We start from the raw sequence: 18,255 nt of genomic DNA on the forward strand, positions 1-18,255 counted from the left end.
CCGGCAGCATGCTCAGACCTGCGATTCGCCGGGCGAGAGGGTCAGCACGTCGACGCCGGTCTCGGTGACCGCGACCATGTGCTCCCACTGCGCCGACAACTTGCGGTCCTTGGTGACCACGGTCCAGCCATCGGGCAGCACCTTGTTGTAGCGGGTGCCCTCATTGATCATCGGCTCGATGGTGAAGGTCATGCCGGGCTGCAGCACCAGGCCCTGGCCCGGACGGCCGTAATGCACCACCTGCGGTTCATCGTGGTAGACCTTGCCGATGCCATGACCGCAGTACTCGCGCACCACGCTGAAGCGCTCGGCTTCGGCATAGCTCTGGATCGCATGGCCGATATCGCCCAGCGTCGCGCCCGGCTTCACCGCGCGGATGCCGCGCCACATGGCTTCGTAGGTCGCATCGACCAGGCGCTTGGCCATGACCGACGGCGTGCCGACGTAGTACATGCGGCTGGTATCGCCGTGCCAGCCATCCTTGATCACCGTGACATCGATGTTGACGATGTCGCCGTCCTTGAGGACCTTGGCTTCGCTGGGGATGCCGTGGCAGATCACGTTGTTGACCGACGTGCAGACCGTCTTGGGGAAGCCGCGGTAACCGACATTGGCCGGCGTCGCCTTCTGCACATTGATGATGTGGTCGTGGCAGATGCGGTCCAGCTCTTCGGTCGTCACGCCCGGCTTGACGTAGGGGGTGACAACGTCGAGCACCTCGCTGGCCAGGCGGCCGGCGATGCGCATCAGTTCGATTTCCTCGGGGGTTTTCAGATTCACGCTCATGGAGGCCATTATCGCCGATCCGGAGCCAATCTGAACGGGATGGGGTGGAACGCTGACAGCCGCGGTTTGGGCAGCGACCCGCAGTCAGGTGCATGAATGAATGGGATGGCCGTCGCAGAACGCAGTTTCATGCCGAAAACGGCCATTGATTCCGTCAAATCTCACGGCCTCCAAACAAGGCGGCACCTATAACCGAGTGAAGACCGTTTCACAGTCCGGCAGCATCGTGTTGTTCAGCAAGGACCCCCGTCCAAGGAGCATGCCCATGCGATTTTTCCGCCCTGCCCTGCTCACCCTGGCCCTGACCGGCCTCGTCACCCCGGCCCTCGCGGCCGATACCACCACGTTCAACGTCAAGGTCATCATCACCAAGGCCTGCACCATCACGGCCGCTGCGGCCACGGACGTCGACTTCGGCTCGGCACTGTCCACCGCCACGACCCCGTCCAATGCACAGGGCACGATCACCGCGCAGTGCTCGGCCCTGACGCCGTATACCGTGGCCCTCAATGCCGGCTCCAATGCCGGGACGGCCAACGATGTGACCACCCGGCGCATGAAGAACACCGACGCCAGCGTGACCGCCAACAATTTCGTGGGCTATCAGCTCTACCGCGATGCCGGGCATACCAATGTGTGGGGTGCCACCGCCGGCACCAATACAGTGGCCGGCACCGGCACCGGCCTGGCGCAGACACTGAATGTCTACGGCCAGATCGCCAACCCCAGCGTCAACAATGCCGCTGCCGGTAACTATCAGGACACGATCACCGCCACCATCACCTATTGAGGTCCGCCATGCCGATTTCCGCAGGGCGTCGCCCTGGGCGGTTGTTCGGGTGCGCGGCGCTGGGCTGGTTGTGGCTGCTGATGGGGAGCGCCACCGCCGCGAGTCTGCAGGTCGCCCCTACGTCTTTGCAGCTGACGCCGCGGCAGAATGCCGATGCCCTGTGGCTCACCAACAGCGGCACCACCCCGGTACAGGTGCAGGTGCGGGTTTACGAGTGGCGCCAGGACGCTGGCCAGGACCAGCTCGTGCCTACCACCGATCTGCAGGTCAGCCCCCCGATGCAGTCGCTGGCCGCCGGCCAGCAGCAGTTGATCCGCGTGGTGCGCAGCGAACCGGCCACGCCTGCCTCGCAACGTGCCTACCGGGTGGTGGTCGATGAACTGCCCACGGTGGATCCGCGTCGTACCGGTATGCAATTCGTGCTGCGCTATTCGATGCCGGTGTTCGTCCAACCCGATGCGGGCACCGCCCTGGAACACGCCCTGCAGGCGCGGCTGACACGCCTCGATGACGGGCGACCGGCCCTGGAGGTGCACAACAGCGGCAACAGCTATGCCCAGTTGGCCGACCTTGGCCTCGGCCCGGCCAACCGCCCGCAGATCATCCATCCCGGCCTGCTCGGCTACGTCCTTGGCGGACAGACCATGCGCTGGCCACTGGACGTTCCGGCCGCGCGCCTGGCGGGCGCTACGTTCTCGGCAAAGATCAATGGCGAGTCGGCCCAGACGCCACTGCCCGCCGCGCTGCCGGCTCGCTGAGGCCTGCATGCGGATGCTGCTCACCGCGACGCTGACCCCGTGCGCCGCGATGGCAGCCGATGCGGACATTGGCGCTTCGGGCGATGCGATGCTGCCGCCACCGACGCCGCTGACCGCCGCGCAGACCCTGTACTTGGAGGTGACGCTCAACCAGACCCCGCGCGGACTGCTGCCCTTTACCGAACTGCAGGGCCGACTGATGGCCTCCGGCGCCACGCTGCGCCAACTCGGCTTTTCGGCCAGCGGCGAGCAGCCGGTCGCGCTGGAGCACCTCAGCGGGGTGGTCGTGCGCTATGACGCGGCGCTGCAGACGCTGGCCCTGGATGTGCCGCTGGAGCAGTTGTCGCTGCCCACCACCCGGCTCGAACGGGCGGCTGACGCTGCACCGGCAGCGGCCACCTCGCCCGGCATGGTGCTCAACTATGACGTCTATGGCAGCCACAACGAGGGCGGCGGCAACCTTGCCCTGACTACCGAGCTGCGTCTGTTCGGGCTGGGCGAGGGCGTCCTGGAGACCGGTTCGTTGCTGCGCACCTACCAGGATCCCGCCGCTCGGCAGTGGCGCGGGGAGAGCGTGCGTCTGGACACCGCATGGCGCCTGGATTTTCCGGCATCGGCCGTGTCGCTGACGGTCGGCGATTTCTACAGTGGCTTTGTCGACTGGAGCCGGCCTGTCCGCATGGGCGGTGTGCAGATCGGGCGCAACTACGGCCTGCAGCCCTACCGCGTGTTGACCCCCACCCCCACCTTCCTCGGCGAAGCGGTGGTCCCGTCCAACGTGGAGCTGTATGTGGATGGCCTGCGCCAATACAACGGCGAGGTACCGATCGGCCCCTTCCAGTTGGCCGCGCAGCCGGGCATCAACGGCACCGGCAACGCACAGGTGGTGATCACCGATGCATTCGGCCGGATGCAGACGCTGGACTTTGCCTTCTACGGCACGCAGCAGCTGCTGGCCAAGGGTCTGTCCGACTGGTCGGCCGGGGTGGGCCGGATGCGAAAGGACTATGGGCTGCGCTCGTTCGCCTATGAAACGCCGGTGATCGGCAGCGCCACCTGGCGTTATGGCGCCAGCGACCGGTTTACCGCCGAGGCGCACCTGGAAGGCGGTGGCGGCGTGCTCAACGGTGGTGCCGGGGGCTGGTGGTTGCTGGGTGGCGCCGGTGTGGTCAACGCCGCCTATGCACACAGCCGCTTCGAGGGTCTGCAGGGCGGCCAATATGCCGTGGGCTACAGTTGGAACAACCGCCGCTTCAACATCAACCTGCTGACCCGGCGGACCCACGGCGCCTACCGCGACCTCGGTGCACTGCAGGACACCCTGCCCCCGGACATCAGCGAGCAGGCCACGTTGGGCCTGAACCTGGAACGCGCCGGATCGCTCAGCGCCAGCTACCTGCGCCTGCGCTATCCCGATGGCGAGGACAACCGCTACGCCAGCCTGTTCTGGTCGCGCAGCTTCGGCGATCGCTGGTCCGCCTACCTGTCCTTCAACCAGAATCTGGCAGACAACGATGACCGCAGCGTCTATCTGTCGGTATCGGCCGCCCTGGGGCGCAACCGGCAGAGCAGCCTGTCGGCGCAGCGCAACGGCGAGCGACTGACCTATGTCGCCGATCTGTCCCAGCCCGTACCGGGCGACGGCAGCCAGGGTGGCCATGGCTGGCGGATACAGGCGCGCGGCGGTGACGACGGTACCGGCGGACTGGCCGAACTGGGCTGGCTCAACCGGGTCGGGCGCTACTCGATGGGATACGCGCGCCAAGGGGATCTGGATTATGGCTACGCCAGTGCCAGTGGCAGCGTGGTCTGGATGGGCGGACACGTCTTTGCCGCGCGCGAGGTCCCCGATGCCTTTGCCGTGGTGTCCACCGATGGCTACGCCGGCATCCCGGTGAGGCTGGAGAACCGGCTGATCGGCAGTACTGACAAAAACGGGCTGCTGCTGGTGACCCCCTTGCTGTCCTGGCAGCGCAACCGGCTCTCCATCGATACGCTGGATCTGCCGGCCGACATGCGCGCCGACCGCGTGGACACCTGGGTGACGCCACGACAGAGCGCCGGGCTGGGCGTCGACTTCGGCCTGCGCCGCACCCAGGCCATGCGGGTGATCCTGCACGATTCCGACGGGGTCGCGCTGCCCGTCGGCAGCAGCGTGCGGCTGCCCGGCGGACGGGCCGCCACGGTGGGCTACGACGGGGAAACCTACCTGGAGGATGTCCTCACACCGGCCCAACTGCAGGTCGAACTGCCTGACGGGCATTGCAGCGTGCGCCTGGCACCGCCCATCACCGCCACCTCCCCCGGCATGCCCCGGATCGGCCCACTGCGCTGCCTGCCGACACCCGCGCCATGATCGCTCCCCGGCTGCTCGCGATGATGCTGGCGCTGGGGGCGCTGTGCTGGGTGACAACAGCACGTGCGGATACCACGTGCACGGCGACGGCGCCGACCGCACTGGCATTCGGCACCATCACCAATGGCGCGGCGAGCCCGACCAACGCCATGACCAGCTTCACCATTACCTGCAACACCGCCGCGCTGAGCGTTCTGGGCAGTGCCAGCGTGCGCGCCTGCCTGAAGATCGGCCCGGGCAGCACCGGCAGCACGCTGCTGCCGAGCCGCAGCATGACCAATGCCACGTCCGATCCGATGGCGTTCCAGCTCTACAGCAATGCCGGCCGCACCACAGTGTGGGGTGCCGTACCCGGCGCTTCACCGGCGGCAGCGGTGGTGACGCTCAGTTACGGCGTGCCCTTGCTGACCGGCGGCAGCGGCGCGCAGACAGTCACGCTTTATGGCCAGATTCCCGCCGCCCAGGTGCTGTCGGCCGGCGCCTTCTCCAGCAGCTTCAATGCCGCCAACGTGAGCCTGGAATACGCCTACAACGAAAGCATCATCGGCACTGCCCAGCCCCCGGCGCTGTGCACCAGCAGCAGCGGCGTCACTGGCCACAAGACCGCCGACGGCGCGTTCCCGTTCACGGTCAGCGCCAACGTCCTGCCCCAGTGCAGCACCTACGTCACCACCGACATGGACTTCGGCAGCAACGCTGGCGCCATCACCGCCAATCTTGATCGCACCTCGACGATCGGCCTGACCTGCATCAACCGTACCGCCTACAGCATCGGTCTGAACAACGGGCAGAACGCGCTCGGCAACGTCCGGCGCATGCGCTTCACCGCCCCGGACAGCAGCGTCTACTACATCCCCTACGAGCTGTATCGCGACGCAGCGCGCTCGCAGCGCTGGGGCAACACGATCAACACCGACACCCAGGCCGGCACCGGCAACGGGAGCGCGCAGACGCTCACCGTCTATGGTCGGGCCCCGCCGACGACGGGTGCGATTCCCGCCCAAGGCAGCTACAACGACCTGATCACGGTGACCATCACCTATTGAAGGGGCGAGCCCTCAAGACGCCCGTCCTGGCCGCTGACAGTCGCTTCCCCGTCCGTCCGATGCTCGATGCCCGCGTGACGTCGCTGCCTGCGGATCTGCACGGCAGCGCAGGCCATCCGGTGCCTGGGCAGGCTTTATAATGACGGCGATGCCAACGTCCGCTTCCGGGCCCACCCGGACCCTGCAGAAGCGGTCACCCTGCCCCCCGCAGCACCCGAGATTGCAGCGCCGGCCCAGGCCAGGCTATAATCGACTGGATTTCCCGCGTCCTTTCGCGTGAAGCACGTCAACACCGGACGTCACCGGTGAATTCACACCTGCCGCCCATATCCGTGCCGGGGTGCTCCGCAAGGAGTTCGGTCACGGAAGCGACAGGGAAGCCAAACCCCGGAACCACTCGCCTTGCGGCGGACCGCCCAACTATTACCCGTGGCGGCCGGTTCCCTATCAGGAGTTACTGCAATGCCCCAGGTCACCATGCGTCAGATGCTGGAAGCCGGCGTCCATTTCGGCCACCAGACCCGTTACTGGAACCCCAAGATGGGCCAGTACATCTTCGGCGCCCGCGGCAAGATCCACATCATCAACCTGGAAAAGACCGTTCCGCTCTTCAATGACGCGATGAACTTCATTTCCAGCGTTGCCCAGAAGCGCGGCACCATCCTGTTCCTGGGCACCAAGCGCAGCGCCCGCGAGTCGATCCGTGAAGAAGCCGAACGTTGCGGCATGCCCTTCATGAACCAGCGTTGGCTGGGCGGCACCCTGACCAACTTCCGTACCGTCAAGCAGTCGGTTGCCCGCCTGAAGGAACTGGAAGCCGGTGAGACCGACGGCAGCTTCGACAAGCTGGTCAAGCACGAAGTGCTGGGCCTGCGTCGCGAGCGCGACAAGCTGGAAGCCTCGCTGGGCGGCATCAAGGACATGAACCGTCTGCCCGACGCGATCTTCGTCATCGATATCGGCCACGAAGACATCGCCATCAAGGAAGCCAAGAAGCTCGGCATCCCGGTGATCGCGGTCGTCGATACCAACTACAACCCGGAACTGGTCGATTACGCGATCCCGGGCAACGACGACGCCATCCGCGCTGTGCAGCTGTACGCCCGCGCCGCTGCCGACGCCGTGCTGGAAGGCAAGGCGGCTGCTCCGCACGCTGCCACCGTCCGTGAAGAAGAGTTCGCCGACGCTGCTGCCACCGAAGAAACCAAGCCGGCCCGCCGCGCTCCGGCCAAGAAGGCTGCTGCCGCTCCGGCTGCCGACGCTCCGGCCGCTGGCGAAGCCCAGGCCTGATCCAGGCCCACGGTGGGCGCAACGCGCCCACCGTTCCTGTCCGCTGCCGATGGCGCGACGACAGGACACTGTCACACGGGCCGGCCACCATGCCGGCCCAACCCCTTTCTTTCGTGAGGAAATCCCGTGGAAATCACTGCTTCCCTGGTCAAGGAACTGCGCGAGCGCACTGGCGCCGGCATGATGGAGTGCAAGAAGGCACTCGTCGAAAACGGCGGCGACATCGACGCCTCGGCCGAATGGCTGCGCAAGTCCGGCCTGGCCAAGGCCGACAAGAAGGCTGACCGCGTGGCTGCCGAAGGCATCATCGTGGCAGCCCAGGACGGCGGCAAGGCCGTGCTGGTCGAAGTCAACTCCGAAACCGACTTCGTCGCCAAGGACAGCAACTTCCTGGACTTCACCAAGGCCGTTGCCGCCACCGCCCTGAGCTCGGGCGCTGCCGACATCGACGCCCTGAAGGCTGCCAAGCTGCCGACCGGCGAGACGATCGAAGAAGCCCGCGCCGCCGTCATCGCCAAGGTGGGCGAGAAGGTCGACGTGCGTCGCATCGTGCGTCTGGAATCGACCAACAACGTCGCTGCCTACGTGCACGGCGGCCGCATCGGCGTGCTGGTCGAGCTGGCCGGCGGCAACGAAGAGCTGGCCCGTGGCCTGGCCATGCACGTGGCTGCCATGAACCCGCCGCACAACAAGGCGGCCGATGTGCCGGCCGAGTTCGTTGCCAAGGAAAAGGAAATCGAACTGGCCAAGATGTCCGACAAGGACAAGTCCAAGCCGGCCGATATCCTGGAAAAGATCATCAGCGGCAAGATCGCCAAGATCGTCAACGAAGTGACCCTGTACGGCCAGCCGTACGTGCTGGACACCAACCAGTCGGTCGAGCAGGTCCTGAAGGCCGCCGGTGCCGATGTGGTCGGCTTCCAGCGCCTGGCCGTCGGCGAAGGCATCGAGAAGGTGGTGGAAGACTACGCCGCCGAAGTGATGAAGCAGGCCGGTCTGGCCTGATTCCCACCGCTTGAAGGTGGTACGAGAGAAGCCGCGGATTCCGCGGCTTCTTTTTTTTGCCCGCTGGTTTTGCTTTGTGTGCCGGATCAGGGCAATACTTCCAAACCGATCTGCCGCTTCGACGCAAGAAATCAGGGACAAAACTGTGATGCGCCTCAGGTATTCTTGCCTCAACATACTGAAAGCCCCGCCATGCCTCCCGAGCTGACAGCCGCCCTGGCGCTCTGCCGCAACCTGCCCTCCCCGCCCGGTATTGCCCTGCGCATCATCGAACTGGCGCAGGACCCGGAAGCGGACATCACCACCGCCGCCGACATCATCGCCATCGACATGGCGCTGAGCGCCCGCATGCTGCGCATCGCCAATTCGCCGCTGTATGCCAGCCGCCGACGGATCGAGAATCTCGGCCAGGCACTGACCATGCTCGGCCTGAACGCCACCGTGACCCTCGCCCTGGGCTTCACCGTGACCCAGGGACTGACCGCCGCCGGCGATGGCCAGGACCTGCGTGAGCGCGCGTGGCGCCGCAGCATCCTCAGCGCACTGGCCGCCAGCCTGCTCGGCCAGGCCCGCGGCCTGCGCAAGGCCGAAGAGCTGATGCTGGCCGGGCTGCTGCAGGACATCGGCATCCTTGCCCTGGCCCAGACCCAACCGGACACCTACCTGCCCCTGCTGCGCCAGGCGAGCGACAACCCCGCCCTTGTGTCACTGGAGCGCGAACAGCTGCAGTGCACGCATGCCGATGTCGGCGCATGGATCACCGAAGAGTGGGGCCTGCCCCGCTACCTGGTGGACAGCATCGCGCGCAGCGAATCGCCGGTCGATGGCGAGGACACCTTCCAGGCCTGCGTTGCGCTGTCCGGTGCCGTGGCCGATATCTGGCTCAGCGCCGATGCCGATGCCGCGCGCGAACGCGCACTGCAGCAGGTACATGACACCCTCGGGCTGGACAGCGCCCAGTTCGACCAGGTGCTGACCCGGATCGGCGAATCCCTGCCGGACATCAGTGCCCTGTTCGAGACCCCGCTGTTCTCGCCCTCGCGCGTGCAGCAGCTGATCGATCACGCCCAGGAACTGGCGACCCTGCGCAATCTGCGCGAAGTGCAGGACGCCGCACTGGCCCGCCAGCGTGCCGATGAGTTCGAGGCCCGGGCCAACCGGCTGGCCGAACAGGCCCACCGCGATGCCCTGACCGGCGTACTCAATCGCCGCCAACTGGAAGCCGTGCTTGAGCAGGAGTTCCTGCGCGCGACCCGGCATGGCTGGCCGCTGTCGGTCGCGTTCATCGATCTGGATGATTTCAAGAAGATCAACGATGCCCACGGCCATCTGATGGGCGACCAGGTGCTGCGCATGTTCGCCAGCAAACTGCAGGAACAGCTGCGCAACAGCGACACCGTGGCCCGCTTTGGCGGGGAGGAATTCATCGCCCTGCTGCCCAACACCACCGAACCGGTGGCACTGGAAGTGGTGCGCCGGGTCCTGGCCAACATCGTCAACACCCCGATGGCCGAAGTGCCCAGCGGCCCCCTCTTCGTAACCTTCTCGGCCGGTGTGGCGACCCAGGGCGGCTACGAGCGTTTCGCCGATGTTCAGGACCTGCTCAAGGCTGCCGACGACGTGCTCTACCGCTCCAAGAATCTGGGCCGCAACCGCGTGATCGCGCGCTCGCCGAGTACGACCCCGGCCTGAACCCCGACCCCGCCGGCGCGGCATGATGGCCCGGCGTCGCGGACACGGTTCGCCGCAGTGCAGCAGATTTATGCTGCCCGATGACCCGGCTTCCAGTAGAATCCGGGCGTTTTCCACGCACCCAGAGATCGCCATGTCAAAGCTCGCCTATCGCCGCATCCTGTTGAAAGTTTCCGGGGAGGCGCTGATGGGAGACGAGGACTACGGCATCGACCCGAAGGTCATCCACCGCCTCGCCCGTGAGGTGATGGAAGCGCAGGCTGCCGGTGCCGAAGTGGCGCTGGTGATCGGCGGCGGCAACATCTTCCGCGGCGCCGGCCTGGCCGCAGGCGGCATGGACCGGGTCACCGGCGACCAGATGGGCATGCTGGCCACCGTGATCAATGCGCTGGCCATGCAGGACGCCCTGGAGAAGCTGGGCGCCAAGGCACGCGTGATGAGCGCGATCAAGATCAACGACGTCTGCGAGGATTACATCCGTCGCCGCGCGATCCGCCACCTGGAAAAGGGCCGCCTGGTGATCTTCGCCGCCGGCGTCGGCAGCCCGTTCTTCACCACCGATTCCGGCGCCGCCCTGCGCGCGATCGAAATCGGCGCGGACCTGCTGCTGAAGGCCACCAAGGTCGACGGCGTTTACGACAAGGACCCGAACAAGTACAGCGACGCGGTCCGTTTTGACAGCCTCACCTACGACGAAGTGATCCGCCGCGGGCTGGAAGTGATGGATACGGCTGCCTTCGCCCTGGCCCGCGACAGCGACCTGCCGCTGCGCGTGTTCGACATGGGCCAGCCGGGCGAGCTGCTCAAGATCCTGCACGGCGACAATATCGGCACCCTGGTGCAGGGCCGCGACAACGCCTGAGCCTGAGCGCAGGCCCACGCCTGCGCCCTGAACGGCCCGGCGAAGACCCTTCTTCGCCTATAATCGCCCGATTCCCAGTGACATCCAGGATTCGGGCGATGCTCAACGAAATCAAGCAGGACGCGCAGACGCGCATGGCAAAGAGCATCGATGCTCTGAAGCACACCCTCACCTCCATCCGCACCGGCCGTGCTTCTCCGGCCCTGCTGGATCGCATCACCGTCAAAGCCTACGGCACCGACACCCCGCTCAACCAGGTGGCGTCGATCAGTGTGTCCGAAGGCCACTCGCTGGTCATCACCCTGTTCGACAAGGGCATGATCAAGGACGTGGAGAAGGCGATCTACGCCTCCGACCTCGGCCTGACCCCGAACGTGGCCGGCACCGTCATCCGCCTGAACCTGCCGCCGCCGACCGAAGAGCGCCGCAAGGAGCTGGGCAAGCAGGTGCAGAAGGAAGGCGAAGGCGCCAAGATCGCCATCCGCAACATCCGCCAGGACGCCAACAAGGCAATCGCCAACCTGATCAAGGACAAGGCGATCAGCGAAGACGACAAGAAGCGTGGCGAAGACGACATCCAGAAGCTGACCGACAAGTCCATCAAGGACGTCGACAGTGTGGTTGCCGAGAAAGAAAAGGAACTGATGGCGGTCTGAGCCCTATGTCCCAGGCCCCGACCAGCAGTTCTGCCGCGCCGATGCCGCGCCACGTTGCCATCATCATGGATGGCAACGGGCGTTGGGCACAGAAGCGTCGTCGCCCGCGCGTGATCGGCCATCGTGCCGGCGCGCGCGCGGTCAACCGCACCATCGATTTCTGCCTCGACCACGGCATTGCCGCGTTGACCCTGTTCGCCTTTTCCAGTGAAAACTGGGGCCGGCCGAGCGATGAGGTCGATGCGCTGATGAAGCTGTTCCTCAATGCGCTCGACCGCGAAGTGGACGAGCTGCATCGCCGTGGCGTGCGCGTGCGTTTCATCGGCGAGCGTGAGCGCTTCGGCGCCGGGCTGGTCAGCCGCATGCAGCTTGCCGAGCAGCGCACCGCCGGCAACCGTGCGATGACCCTGAGCATCGCCGCCAGCTATGGCGGCCGCCAGGACATCGCCCGCGCCGCGCGCGAGCTGGCCGTCGAGGTCGCGGCCGGTCGCCTGCTGCCCGAGCAGATCGACGAAGCCATGCTCAGCAGCCGCGTGGCGCTGGCCGACCTGCCGCCGCCGGACCTGTTCATCCGCACCGGTGGCGACACCCGCATCAGCAATTTCCTGCTGTGGCAGCTGGCCTATACCGAACTGTGGTTCACCGACGTACTGTGGCCCGAGTTCGATGCCGCCGTCCTGCAGGAGGCGATCGACGCCTATGCCGCGCGTGAACGCCGTTTCGGCCTGACCAGCGCCCAGATTGCCGCCTTGGCCACCGAGACCTCTTCCCCATGACCAAGACCCGAGTCATCGCCGCGCTGATCATGGCGCCGGTCGCCATCCTCGCCATCCTCATGCTGCCGACCCAATGGTTGGCTGCCGCCGCAGCCGCCGTGTTCCTGATCGGCCTGTGGGAATGGCTGAAGCTGGCCGACGTCGAAGACACCCTCGCCCGTACCGTCCTGCTGGTGCTGAATCTGGTGCTGATGGTGTTGATCGTGTGGGCTGATGCGGGCTCGCTGGTGCTGTACCAGATTGCTGCGCTGGTCGGCATCGGGTGGTGGTTGCTGGCACTGCTGTGGCTGCGCTTCTTCAACTTCGGCGCCAGCCCGAGCAGCCCGGCGCGTGCGCTCAAGCTGCTGGCCGGCACGCTGGCGATCGTTCCGGCCTGGGCCTCGCTGGTGCTCATCCATGCCAGCGGTGACAACGGCCACCTGTGGCTGCTGACCGCGCTGGCCGTGGTCTGGGCCGCCGATTCGGGCGCCTACTTCGCCGGCCGCACCTTCGGCCGCACCAAGCTGGCCCCGCGCATCAGCCCCAACAAGACCTGGGAAGGCCTCGGTGGCGGCATGGTCGCCGGCCTGATCGTGGCGCTGGGCTTCGGCTGGCTGGCCGGCATCGACAGCGGTCATCTGGTCGGTCTGGTCATCACCGCCGTGGTGACCGTATTCGCCTCGGTGCTGGGTGATCTCTACGAAAGCCTGATCAAGCGCCATGCCGGTGCCAAGGACTCGGGCCACATCATCCCCGGCCATGGCGGCGTGCTGGATCGCATTGACGGCGTACTCGCCGCCCTGCCGGTGTTCGCACTCGGCAAGGAAATCTTCGGGTTCTAACCATGTCCAGCGCTTCCGCCCCCCGCCAGGTCGCCGTCTTTGGCGCCACCGGTTCCATCGGCGCATCCGCGCTGGATGTGATCGCGCGCCATTCGGACCGCTACCGGGTCACCGTGCTGGCCGCAGGCCGTCAGGTCGATGCGCTGGTCGCTTTGTGCGCCGTGCATCGTCCGGCCCATGCAGTGATCGCCGACGCGTCGCTGTACGCCGCCCTGCGCGATGGCCTGCGTGACGCCGGCCTGGCCACCCAGGCCCACGCAGGCGCCGCAGCGCTGGATGCGCTGGCTGCCAGCGATCTCTGCGACACCCTCGTCGCGGCCATCGTCGGCGCTGCCGGGCTGTCCTCGACGCTGGCGGCCGCCACTGCGGGCAAGCGCATCCTGCTGGCCAACAAGGAATCGCTGGTGCTCGCCGGCGAACTGCTGATGCGCCAGGCCACTGCCGCCGGTGCCGAGATCATCCCGATCGACAGTGAGCACAGCGCGATCTTCCAGTGCCTGCGCTCGCGCGATGCCAGCCTGGAGGGCGCCGGCGTACGCCGGATCATCCTGACCGCCTCGGGCGGTCCGTTCCGTGGCCGCAGCCGCGAGCAGCTTGCCGAGGTCACCCCGGCCCAGGCCGTGGCCCATCCGAAGTGGTCCATGGGCCCGAAGATCTCGGTGGATTCGGCGACGTTGATGAATAAAGGGCTTGAAGTCATCGAAGCCCATCATCTGTTCGGCGTGCCCGGCGAGCGGATTGACGTGCTGGTCCACCCGCAGAGCCTGGTGCATTCGCTGGTCGAGTTCGTCGACGGCTCGACCCTGGCCCAGATGGGCCTGCCGGACATGCGCACCACCCTGGCCGTGGGCCTGGGCTGGCCGCAGCGGATCGACTCGGGGGTCGGCGGGCTGGATCTGCTCACCCAGGGGCGGCTGGATTTCGAAGCGCCGGATACCGACGCCTTCCCCTGCCTGACGCTCGCCTGGCAGGCCATGGCCGCCGGCGGCACCGCCCCGGCCATCCTCAATGCGGCCAATGAAGTAGCTGTTTCAGCGTTTCTTCAGGGGCGGGCAGCTTTCCTTGCCATTCCCGCGCTGGTCGCTAACGCTCTGTCAACACTGTCGACCGAGTCCGCCGATACACTGGAGGGCCTGCTGACCGCCGATCAGCGCGCCCGCCAGATCACCCAAGCCGCCATCGACCACGCCTGAATGCCCGACACGTCCCCTTACAGCGCTGATCACCATGGGTGATTTCATCGGATCCGTCTGGTGGATGATCGTCAGCCTTGGCGTGCTGGTGACTTTCCACGAATTCGGTCATTACTGGGTGGCCCGCCGTTGCGGGGTCAAGGTGCTGCGCTTCTCTGTTGGTTTCGGCAAGCCGCTGTGGTCGCGCCGCAACCGCGATGGCACCGAGTTCGCGATCGCCGCCATTCCGCTCGGCGGCTACGTGAAGATGCTGGACGAGCGCGAGGTTGAGGTGCATCCGGCCGAGCGCGGCCAGGCGTTCAACCACAAGACGGTCTGGCAGCGGATCGCCGTGGTTGCCGCTGGTCCGGCCGCCAACCTGATCCTGTGCATCGCCCTGCTGTGGGCGATGTTCGTGATCGGCAAACAGGATTATTCGGCCACCATCGGCCGCACCACCGGCATGGCGCAGACCTCGGGGCTGCAGGCCGGCGACCGCGTGGTGAAGGTCGACGGCCGCAGCGTGGCCACCGCCGGTGAGGCCAGCATGGCCCTGACCACGGCGGCCATGGACCGCCAGGACGCCAAGGTCGAGGTCCTGGATGGGCTGGATCAGCCCCGCACCCGCACCGTGCCGCTGTCGCAACTGCCGGCTGGCTTCGACGAGCGCCGCGTGCCGCAGTTGGCCGGCCTGAGCTGGCAGTTCTGGCTGCAGCCGGCCCTGGTGGACAAGGTACTGCCCGATGGCGCCGCCCAGGGCGTGCTGGTGCCGGGCGACCTGATCGTGGCCGTGGACGGCCAGCGCATCGAGGGCGCCGACCAGGTGCCGGCCCAGATCGCCGCATTGGGCCAGCGTGGCGGCCCCGGGATGATCGACGTCCTGCGCGGCGGCGAACGCCTGGCGCTGGAAATCACCCCCCGCCAGGGCGTGGATGGCCGCGGCCAGCCGACCTGGCAGATCGGCATCGGCTTCCCGGAGACCCATGCCCCGGCGTATGACGCCGAACTCAAGTTCGGGCCATTTGCGGCAGTCCCGGTCGCCCTGCGTGAAACCGCCCGCATGGCTGGCGATTCGCTGGGCATGATGCGACGCATCGTCACCGGCAATGCCTCGCTGCAGAACATTTCCGGGCCGGTCACGATCGCCCGGGTCGCCAATGTCTCGGCCAAGCGCGGCCTGGACTGGTTCCTGTATTTCCTGGCTTTGCTGTCCCTGAGCCTGTGCATCATCAACCTGTTGCCCATCCCCATCTTGGACGGCGGGCACCTGCTGTATTACCTTATCGAGTTGGTCAAGGGCAGCCCGCTGAGCGAGCGTGCCATGGCCGCCGGACAGTATGTCGGCCTGGCCCTGCTGGCCGGACTGATGGGATTGGCGTTCTACAACGACATCCTCGGTCTGGTCCCGCGATGAACTTTTATCCTTTTGTCGTCGTCTTATGCGCCGGCATCCCGCAATGTTGAAATCGACTCCAACCGGACGTGACATGACGCGACTCCCCAATCGCCGCCTGCTGGCCCTCGCACTCGTTGCCGGTTTCGGCGCGCCCGCCCTGGCGCAGGCAGCCGAGCCCTTCACCGTCAGCGACATCCGCGTGGATGGTCTGCAGCGCATCACCTCCGGTACCGTGTTCACCTACCTGCCGGTGGAACGTGGCGACACCATCACCGACAACAAGGTCGGTGAAACCATCCGTGCGCTGTACAAGACCGGCTTCTTCGAAGACGTTCAGCTCGAGCGCCAGGGCGACATCCTCGTCGTCACGGTCAAGGAACGCCCGGCGATCAACAAGTTGACCGTCACCGGCAACAAGGACATCAAGAGCGATCAGCTCCTCAAGGGCCTGAGCGACATCGGCCTGACCGAGGGTGGCACCTTCGATCGCCTGAGCCTGGACCGCGTGACGCAGGAACTGCGCCGCCAGTACAACGACCGTGGCAAGTACAACGTGGACATCACCCCGACGGTGAGCCCGCTGGACCGCAACCGCGTGGACATCGCCATCGCGATCAAGGAAGGCAAGGCCGCCAAGATCCAGCACGTCAACCTGGTCGGTACCGAGAAGTTCGCCTCCGAAGACATCCTGGAAACCTGGGAATCGAAGGAGCACAACTGGGCGTCGTGGTATCGCCGCGATGACCAGTACTCCAAGGAAAAGCTGTCCGGCGATCTGGAAAAGCTGAACTCCTGGTACCTGGACCGCGGCTACGTGGATTTCAGCATCGATTCCACCCAGGTCTCGATCAGCCCCGACAAGCGCGACATGTTCATCACCGCCGGCGTGACCGAGGGTGAGCAGTACAAGATCTCCGAGATCAAGGTCACCGGCGACACCATCCTCCCGCAGGAAGATGTCGAGCGCATGGTGATCCAGAAGTCCGGCGATACGTTCTCGCGTGCCCTGCTGGAATTCAGCTCGGACCAGATCACCAATTCGCTGTCCAACATCGGTTACGCCTTCGCCAAGGTGAACCCGATTCCGACCAGCAACCGTGCCGACCGCACGGTGGCCATCAACATGCAGGTCGTTCCCGGCCCGCGCGTGTCGGTGCGCCGCATCACCTTCAAGGGCAACACCCGCACCTCCGACGAAGTGCTGCGTCGTGAAATGCGCCAGTTCGAGAACAGCTGGTACTCGCAGGCCGCGATCGACCGTTCCAAGATCCGTCTGCAGCGCCTGGGCTACTTCGAATCGGTCGACGTGGAAACGCCGCCGGTCACCGGCAGCAACGACCTGGTCGACGTGGTCTACAACGTCAAGGAAACCACCTCCGGCAGCTTCGTGTTCGGCCTGGGCTATTCGCAGTCCTACGGCATGACCACCTCGGTGCAGCTGTCGCAGAACAACTTCCTGGGCGGCGGCAACCGCGTGTCGGTCGAGGCCTCGCGCAGCAGCTACCTGCAGCGTTACGGCTTCAGCTACACCAACCCGTACTTCACCGATGACGGCGTCTCGCTGGGCTACAACCTGTCCTGGCGCGAACTGGATTACTCCGACTTCAACACCGCGCAGTACAACAGCACCAACGGTGCCGCACAGGTGGTGTTCGGCGTGCCGATCACCGAGAACGACACCGTCTCGCTGATGGTGGGCATCGACAGCAACCAGATCACCACGTACCCGGGCTCGACCCCGCAGGCAATCATCGATTACATCGATGCCATCGGCCAGCGCACGTTCCACTCCTGGCGCAGCGAGCTGGGCTGGGCGCGCGATACCCGTAACGACTACTTCATGCCGACCCGCGGCACCTACCAGCGCGTCGGTCTGGAAACCACGCTGCCGGGTTCGACCGTCGAGTACTACAAGCTGAACTACCAGTTCTCCAAGTACTGGCCGATCATCCCGCAGTTGGTCATCAACACCCGCGCCGAAGTCGGCTACGGTGACAGCTACGGCAATGACACCTCCCGCGTAATCACCAACCCGGATGGCAGCACCCGCGTGGTGACCGCCTCGGGCCTGCCGTTCTACGAGAACTTCTACGCCGGTGGTACCAATTCGGTGCGTGGTTTCGAGGACAACACGCTTGGCCCGCGCTCGGAACCGACCCTGAGCTACAACCGAGGTCAGCCGCTGGGTGGCTCGCTGAAGACCGTCGGTTCGGTCGAAGCCTACTTCCCGCGTCTGTTCGACAGCCCGTCGGCCCGCATCTCGGCCTTCGTGGACTTCGGCAACGTCTATACCGGCGTGGACAACTTCAAGGCCAACGAACTGCGCGTGTCCACCGGTGTGGCCCTGCTGTGGCGCGCCCCGGTCGGCCCGATCTCGATCAGCTACGCCTTCCCGCTCAAGAAGGAAGATGGCGATGAAGTCGAGCGTCTGCAATTCACCTTTGGCGGTCAGTTCTGACGAACTGCTTCGCAGTTCGTCCGCGCATTCCACCTCATCCCCGCGCCTTCGGCGCGCCCCCTTCAACAGAAGGGGGCTCTCCACAAGACGCGGTACGCATTCGCCGGGCATTGCCCGGCGTTTTCGTTTTGGGATTGAGACTGATCGTTGCCCGATGCTGCTTTCGGTTGGGACTGATCGTTGCCCGGTGCCGCTTCAGGTAGGTACCGACCGTTGGTCGGTACGAACGACCGACATCATCTAGAGCCGGCCAGCGGCCGGCACTACCCAGCCGCGCGCGCGTTGAACCGTCGGGGGTCGTGGCGGGTAGCCCTGGCCAGGACCGTTGGGCCGCATGGATGCGGCCCACGAGCCCCCATGGATGGGTTCACGGCGCGTCCTGGACGGGGCT

At 66.0% G+C, this 18,255-nt stretch carries 15 protein-coding genes; 14 read left to right on the plus strand and 1 reads right to left on the minus strand.

All coding sequences use genetic code 11. The features are described from left to right. Nucleotides 1-12 precede the first annotated feature (12 nt). Nucleotides 13-786, minus strand: coding sequence for a type I methionyl aminopeptidase (gene map, locus AC13F7_RS08150; RefSeq protein WP_481470601.1), 774 nt, complete (start codon nucleotides 784-786; stop codon nucleotides 13-15). 265 nt (nucleotides 787-1,051) lie between these two features. Between map and AC13F7_RS08155 the strand changes: the two genes are divergently transcribed. The 14 genes from AC13F7_RS08155 (at nucleotide 1,052) to bamA (ending at nucleotide 17,864) form a co-directional block, all read left to right on the plus strand. Next, nucleotides 1,052-1,576, plus strand: a complete 525-nt coding sequence (locus AC13F7_RS08155; RefSeq protein WP_481470589.1) for a Csu type fimbrial protein — start codon at nucleotides 1,052-1,054, stop codon at nucleotides 1,574-1,576. Nucleotides 1,577-1,584: 8 nt separating this feature from the next. After that, complete coding sequence (locus AC13F7_RS08160; RefSeq protein ID WP_482999804.1) at nucleotides 1,585-2,334, plus strand: fimbrial biogenesis chaperone; 750 nt, start codon at nucleotides 1,585-1,587, stop codon at nucleotides 2,332-2,334. Between the two features lie 7 nt (nucleotides 2,335-2,341). Then, on the plus strand, nucleotides 2,342-4,690 hold the full coding sequence (locus tag AC13F7_RS08165) for a fimbria/pilus outer membrane usher protein (protein ID WP_482999805.1): 2,349 nt from the start codon (nucleotides 2,342-2,344) through the stop codon (nucleotides 4,688-4,690). Then, entirely contained in the window at nucleotides 4,687-5,736 is a 1,050-nt protein-coding gene (locus AC13F7_RS08170; protein ID WP_481470586.1) for a Csu type fimbrial protein, read from the plus strand. Before AC13F7_RS08165 ends, AC13F7_RS08170 begins: the two co-directional genes overlap by 4 nt. Before the next feature lie 462 nt (nucleotides 5,737-6,198). After that, the gene (gene rpsB / locus AC13F7_RS08175; protein WP_481470585.1) at nucleotides 6,199-7,026 is read left to right on the plus strand and encodes a 30S ribosomal protein S2; all 828 of its coding nucleotides are present in this window, start codon (nucleotides 6,199-6,201) and stop codon (nucleotides 7,024-7,026) included. Nucleotides 7,027-7,152: 126 nt separating this feature from the next. Further along, the gene (gene tsf / locus AC13F7_RS08180; protein WP_123728767.1) at nucleotides 7,153-8,031 is read left to right on the plus strand and encodes a translation elongation factor Ts; all 879 of its coding nucleotides are present in this window, start codon (nucleotides 7,153-7,155) and stop codon (nucleotides 8,029-8,031) included. 192 nt (nucleotides 8,032-8,223) lie between these two features. Further along, nucleotides 8,224-9,723 (plus strand): sensor domain-containing diguanylate cyclase, encoded by a 1,500-nt coding sequence (locus tag AC13F7_RS08185; protein WP_481470583.1) that lies wholly within the window; start codon nucleotides 8,224-8,226, stop codon nucleotides 9,721-9,723. A 133-nt stretch (nucleotides 9,724-9,856) separates the two neighbouring features. Then, nucleotides 9,857-10,585, plus strand: coding sequence for a UMP kinase (pyrH, locus tag AC13F7_RS08190; protein WP_019184398.1), 729 nt, complete (start codon nucleotides 9,857-9,859; stop codon nucleotides 10,583-10,585). 98 nt (nucleotides 10,586-10,683) lie between these two features. Then, on the plus strand, nucleotides 10,684-11,241 hold the full coding sequence (gene frr, locus AC13F7_RS08195; protein ID WP_046272044.1) for a ribosome recycling factor: 558 nt from the start codon (nucleotides 10,684-10,686) through the stop codon (nucleotides 11,239-11,241). A 5-nt stretch (nucleotides 11,242-11,246) separates the two neighbouring features. Beyond that, nucleotides 11,247-12,017 (plus strand): polyprenyl diphosphate synthase, encoded by a 771-nt coding sequence (gene uppS / locus AC13F7_RS08200; protein ID WP_481470582.1) that lies wholly within the window; start codon nucleotides 11,247-11,249, stop codon nucleotides 12,015-12,017. After that, nucleotides 12,014-12,838: a phosphatidate cytidylyltransferase gene (locus AC13F7_RS08205; RefSeq protein ID WP_123728763.1), complete on the plus strand. Its 825-nt coding sequence runs from the start codon at nucleotides 12,014-12,016 to the stop codon at nucleotides 12,836-12,838. Before uppS ends, AC13F7_RS08205 begins: the two co-directional genes overlap by 4 nt. A 2-nt stretch (nucleotides 12,839-12,840) precedes the next feature. Then, a complete protein-coding gene (locus tag AC13F7_RS08210) occupies nucleotides 12,841-14,031 on the plus strand; it encodes a 1-deoxy-D-xylulose-5-phosphate reductoisomerase (protein ID WP_482999806.1) in 1,191 nt (396 codons plus the stop codon). A gap of 34 nt (nucleotides 14,032-14,065) precedes the next feature. Then, a complete protein-coding gene (rseP, locus tag AC13F7_RS08215; RefSeq protein WP_481470580.1) occupies nucleotides 14,066-15,424 on the plus strand; it encodes an RIP metalloprotease RseP in 1,359 nt (452 codons plus the stop codon). A 73-nt stretch (nucleotides 15,425-15,497) separates the two neighbouring features. Then, nucleotides 15,498-17,864 (plus strand): outer membrane protein assembly factor BamA, encoded by a 2,367-nt coding sequence (gene bamA / locus AC13F7_RS08220; RefSeq protein WP_482999807.1) that lies wholly within the window; start codon nucleotides 15,498-15,500, stop codon nucleotides 17,862-17,864. Nucleotides 17,865-18,255 lie beyond the last annotated feature (391 nt).

Source organism: Stenotrophomonas sp. K-6 (assembly GCF_056861555.1).

Coding starts and splice junctions, on each gene's coding strand:
- rpsB (WP_481470585.1), top strand. CDS start 6,199: ATGCCCCAGGTCACCATGCGTCAGATGCTGGAAGCCGGCGTCCATTTC.
- uppS (WP_481470582.1), top strand. CDS start 11,247: ATGTCCCAGGCCCCGACCAGCAGTTCTGCCGCGCCGATGCCGCGCCAC.
- frr (WP_046272044.1), top strand. CDS start 10,684: ATGCTCAACGAAATCAAGCAGGACGCGCAGACGCGCATGGCAAAGAGC.
- AC13F7_RS08210 (WP_482999806.1), top strand. CDS start 12,841: ATGTCCAGCGCTTCCGCCCCCCGCCAGGTCGCCGTCTTTGGCGCCACC.
- bamA (WP_482999807.1), top strand. CDS start 15,498: ATGACGCGACTCCCCAATCGCCGCCTGCTGGCCCTCGCACTCGTTGCC.
- AC13F7_RS08170 (WP_481470586.1), top strand. CDS start 4,687: ATGATCGCTCCCCGGCTGCTCGCGATGATGCTGGCGCTGGGGGCGCTG.
- AC13F7_RS08155 (WP_481470589.1), top strand. CDS start 1,052: ATGCGATTTTTCCGCCCTGCCCTGCTCACCCTGGCCCTGACCGGCCTC.
- pyrH (WP_019184398.1), top strand. CDS start 9,857: ATGTCAAAGCTCGCCTATCGCCGCATCCTGTTGAAAGTTTCCGGGGAG.
- AC13F7_RS08165 (WP_482999805.1), top strand. CDS start 2,342: ATGCGGATGCTGCTCACCGCGACGCTGACCCCGTGCGCCGCGATGGCA.
- AC13F7_RS08185 (WP_481470583.1), top strand. CDS start 8,224: ATGCCTCCCGAGCTGACAGCCGCCCTGGCGCTCTGCCGCAACCTGCCC.
- map (WP_481470601.1), bottom strand. CDS start 786: ATGAGCGTGAATCTGAAAACCCCCGAGGAAATCGAACTGATGCGCATC.
- rseP (WP_481470580.1), top strand. CDS start 14,066: ATGGGTGATTTCATCGGATCCGTCTGGTGGATGATCGTCAGCCTTGGC.
- AC13F7_RS08160 (WP_482999804.1), top strand. CDS start 1,585: ATGCCGATTTCCGCAGGGCGTCGCCCTGGGCGGTTGTTCGGGTGCGCG.
- AC13F7_RS08205 (WP_123728763.1), top strand. CDS start 12,014: ATGACCAAGACCCGAGTCATCGCCGCGCTGATCATGGCGCCGGTCGCC.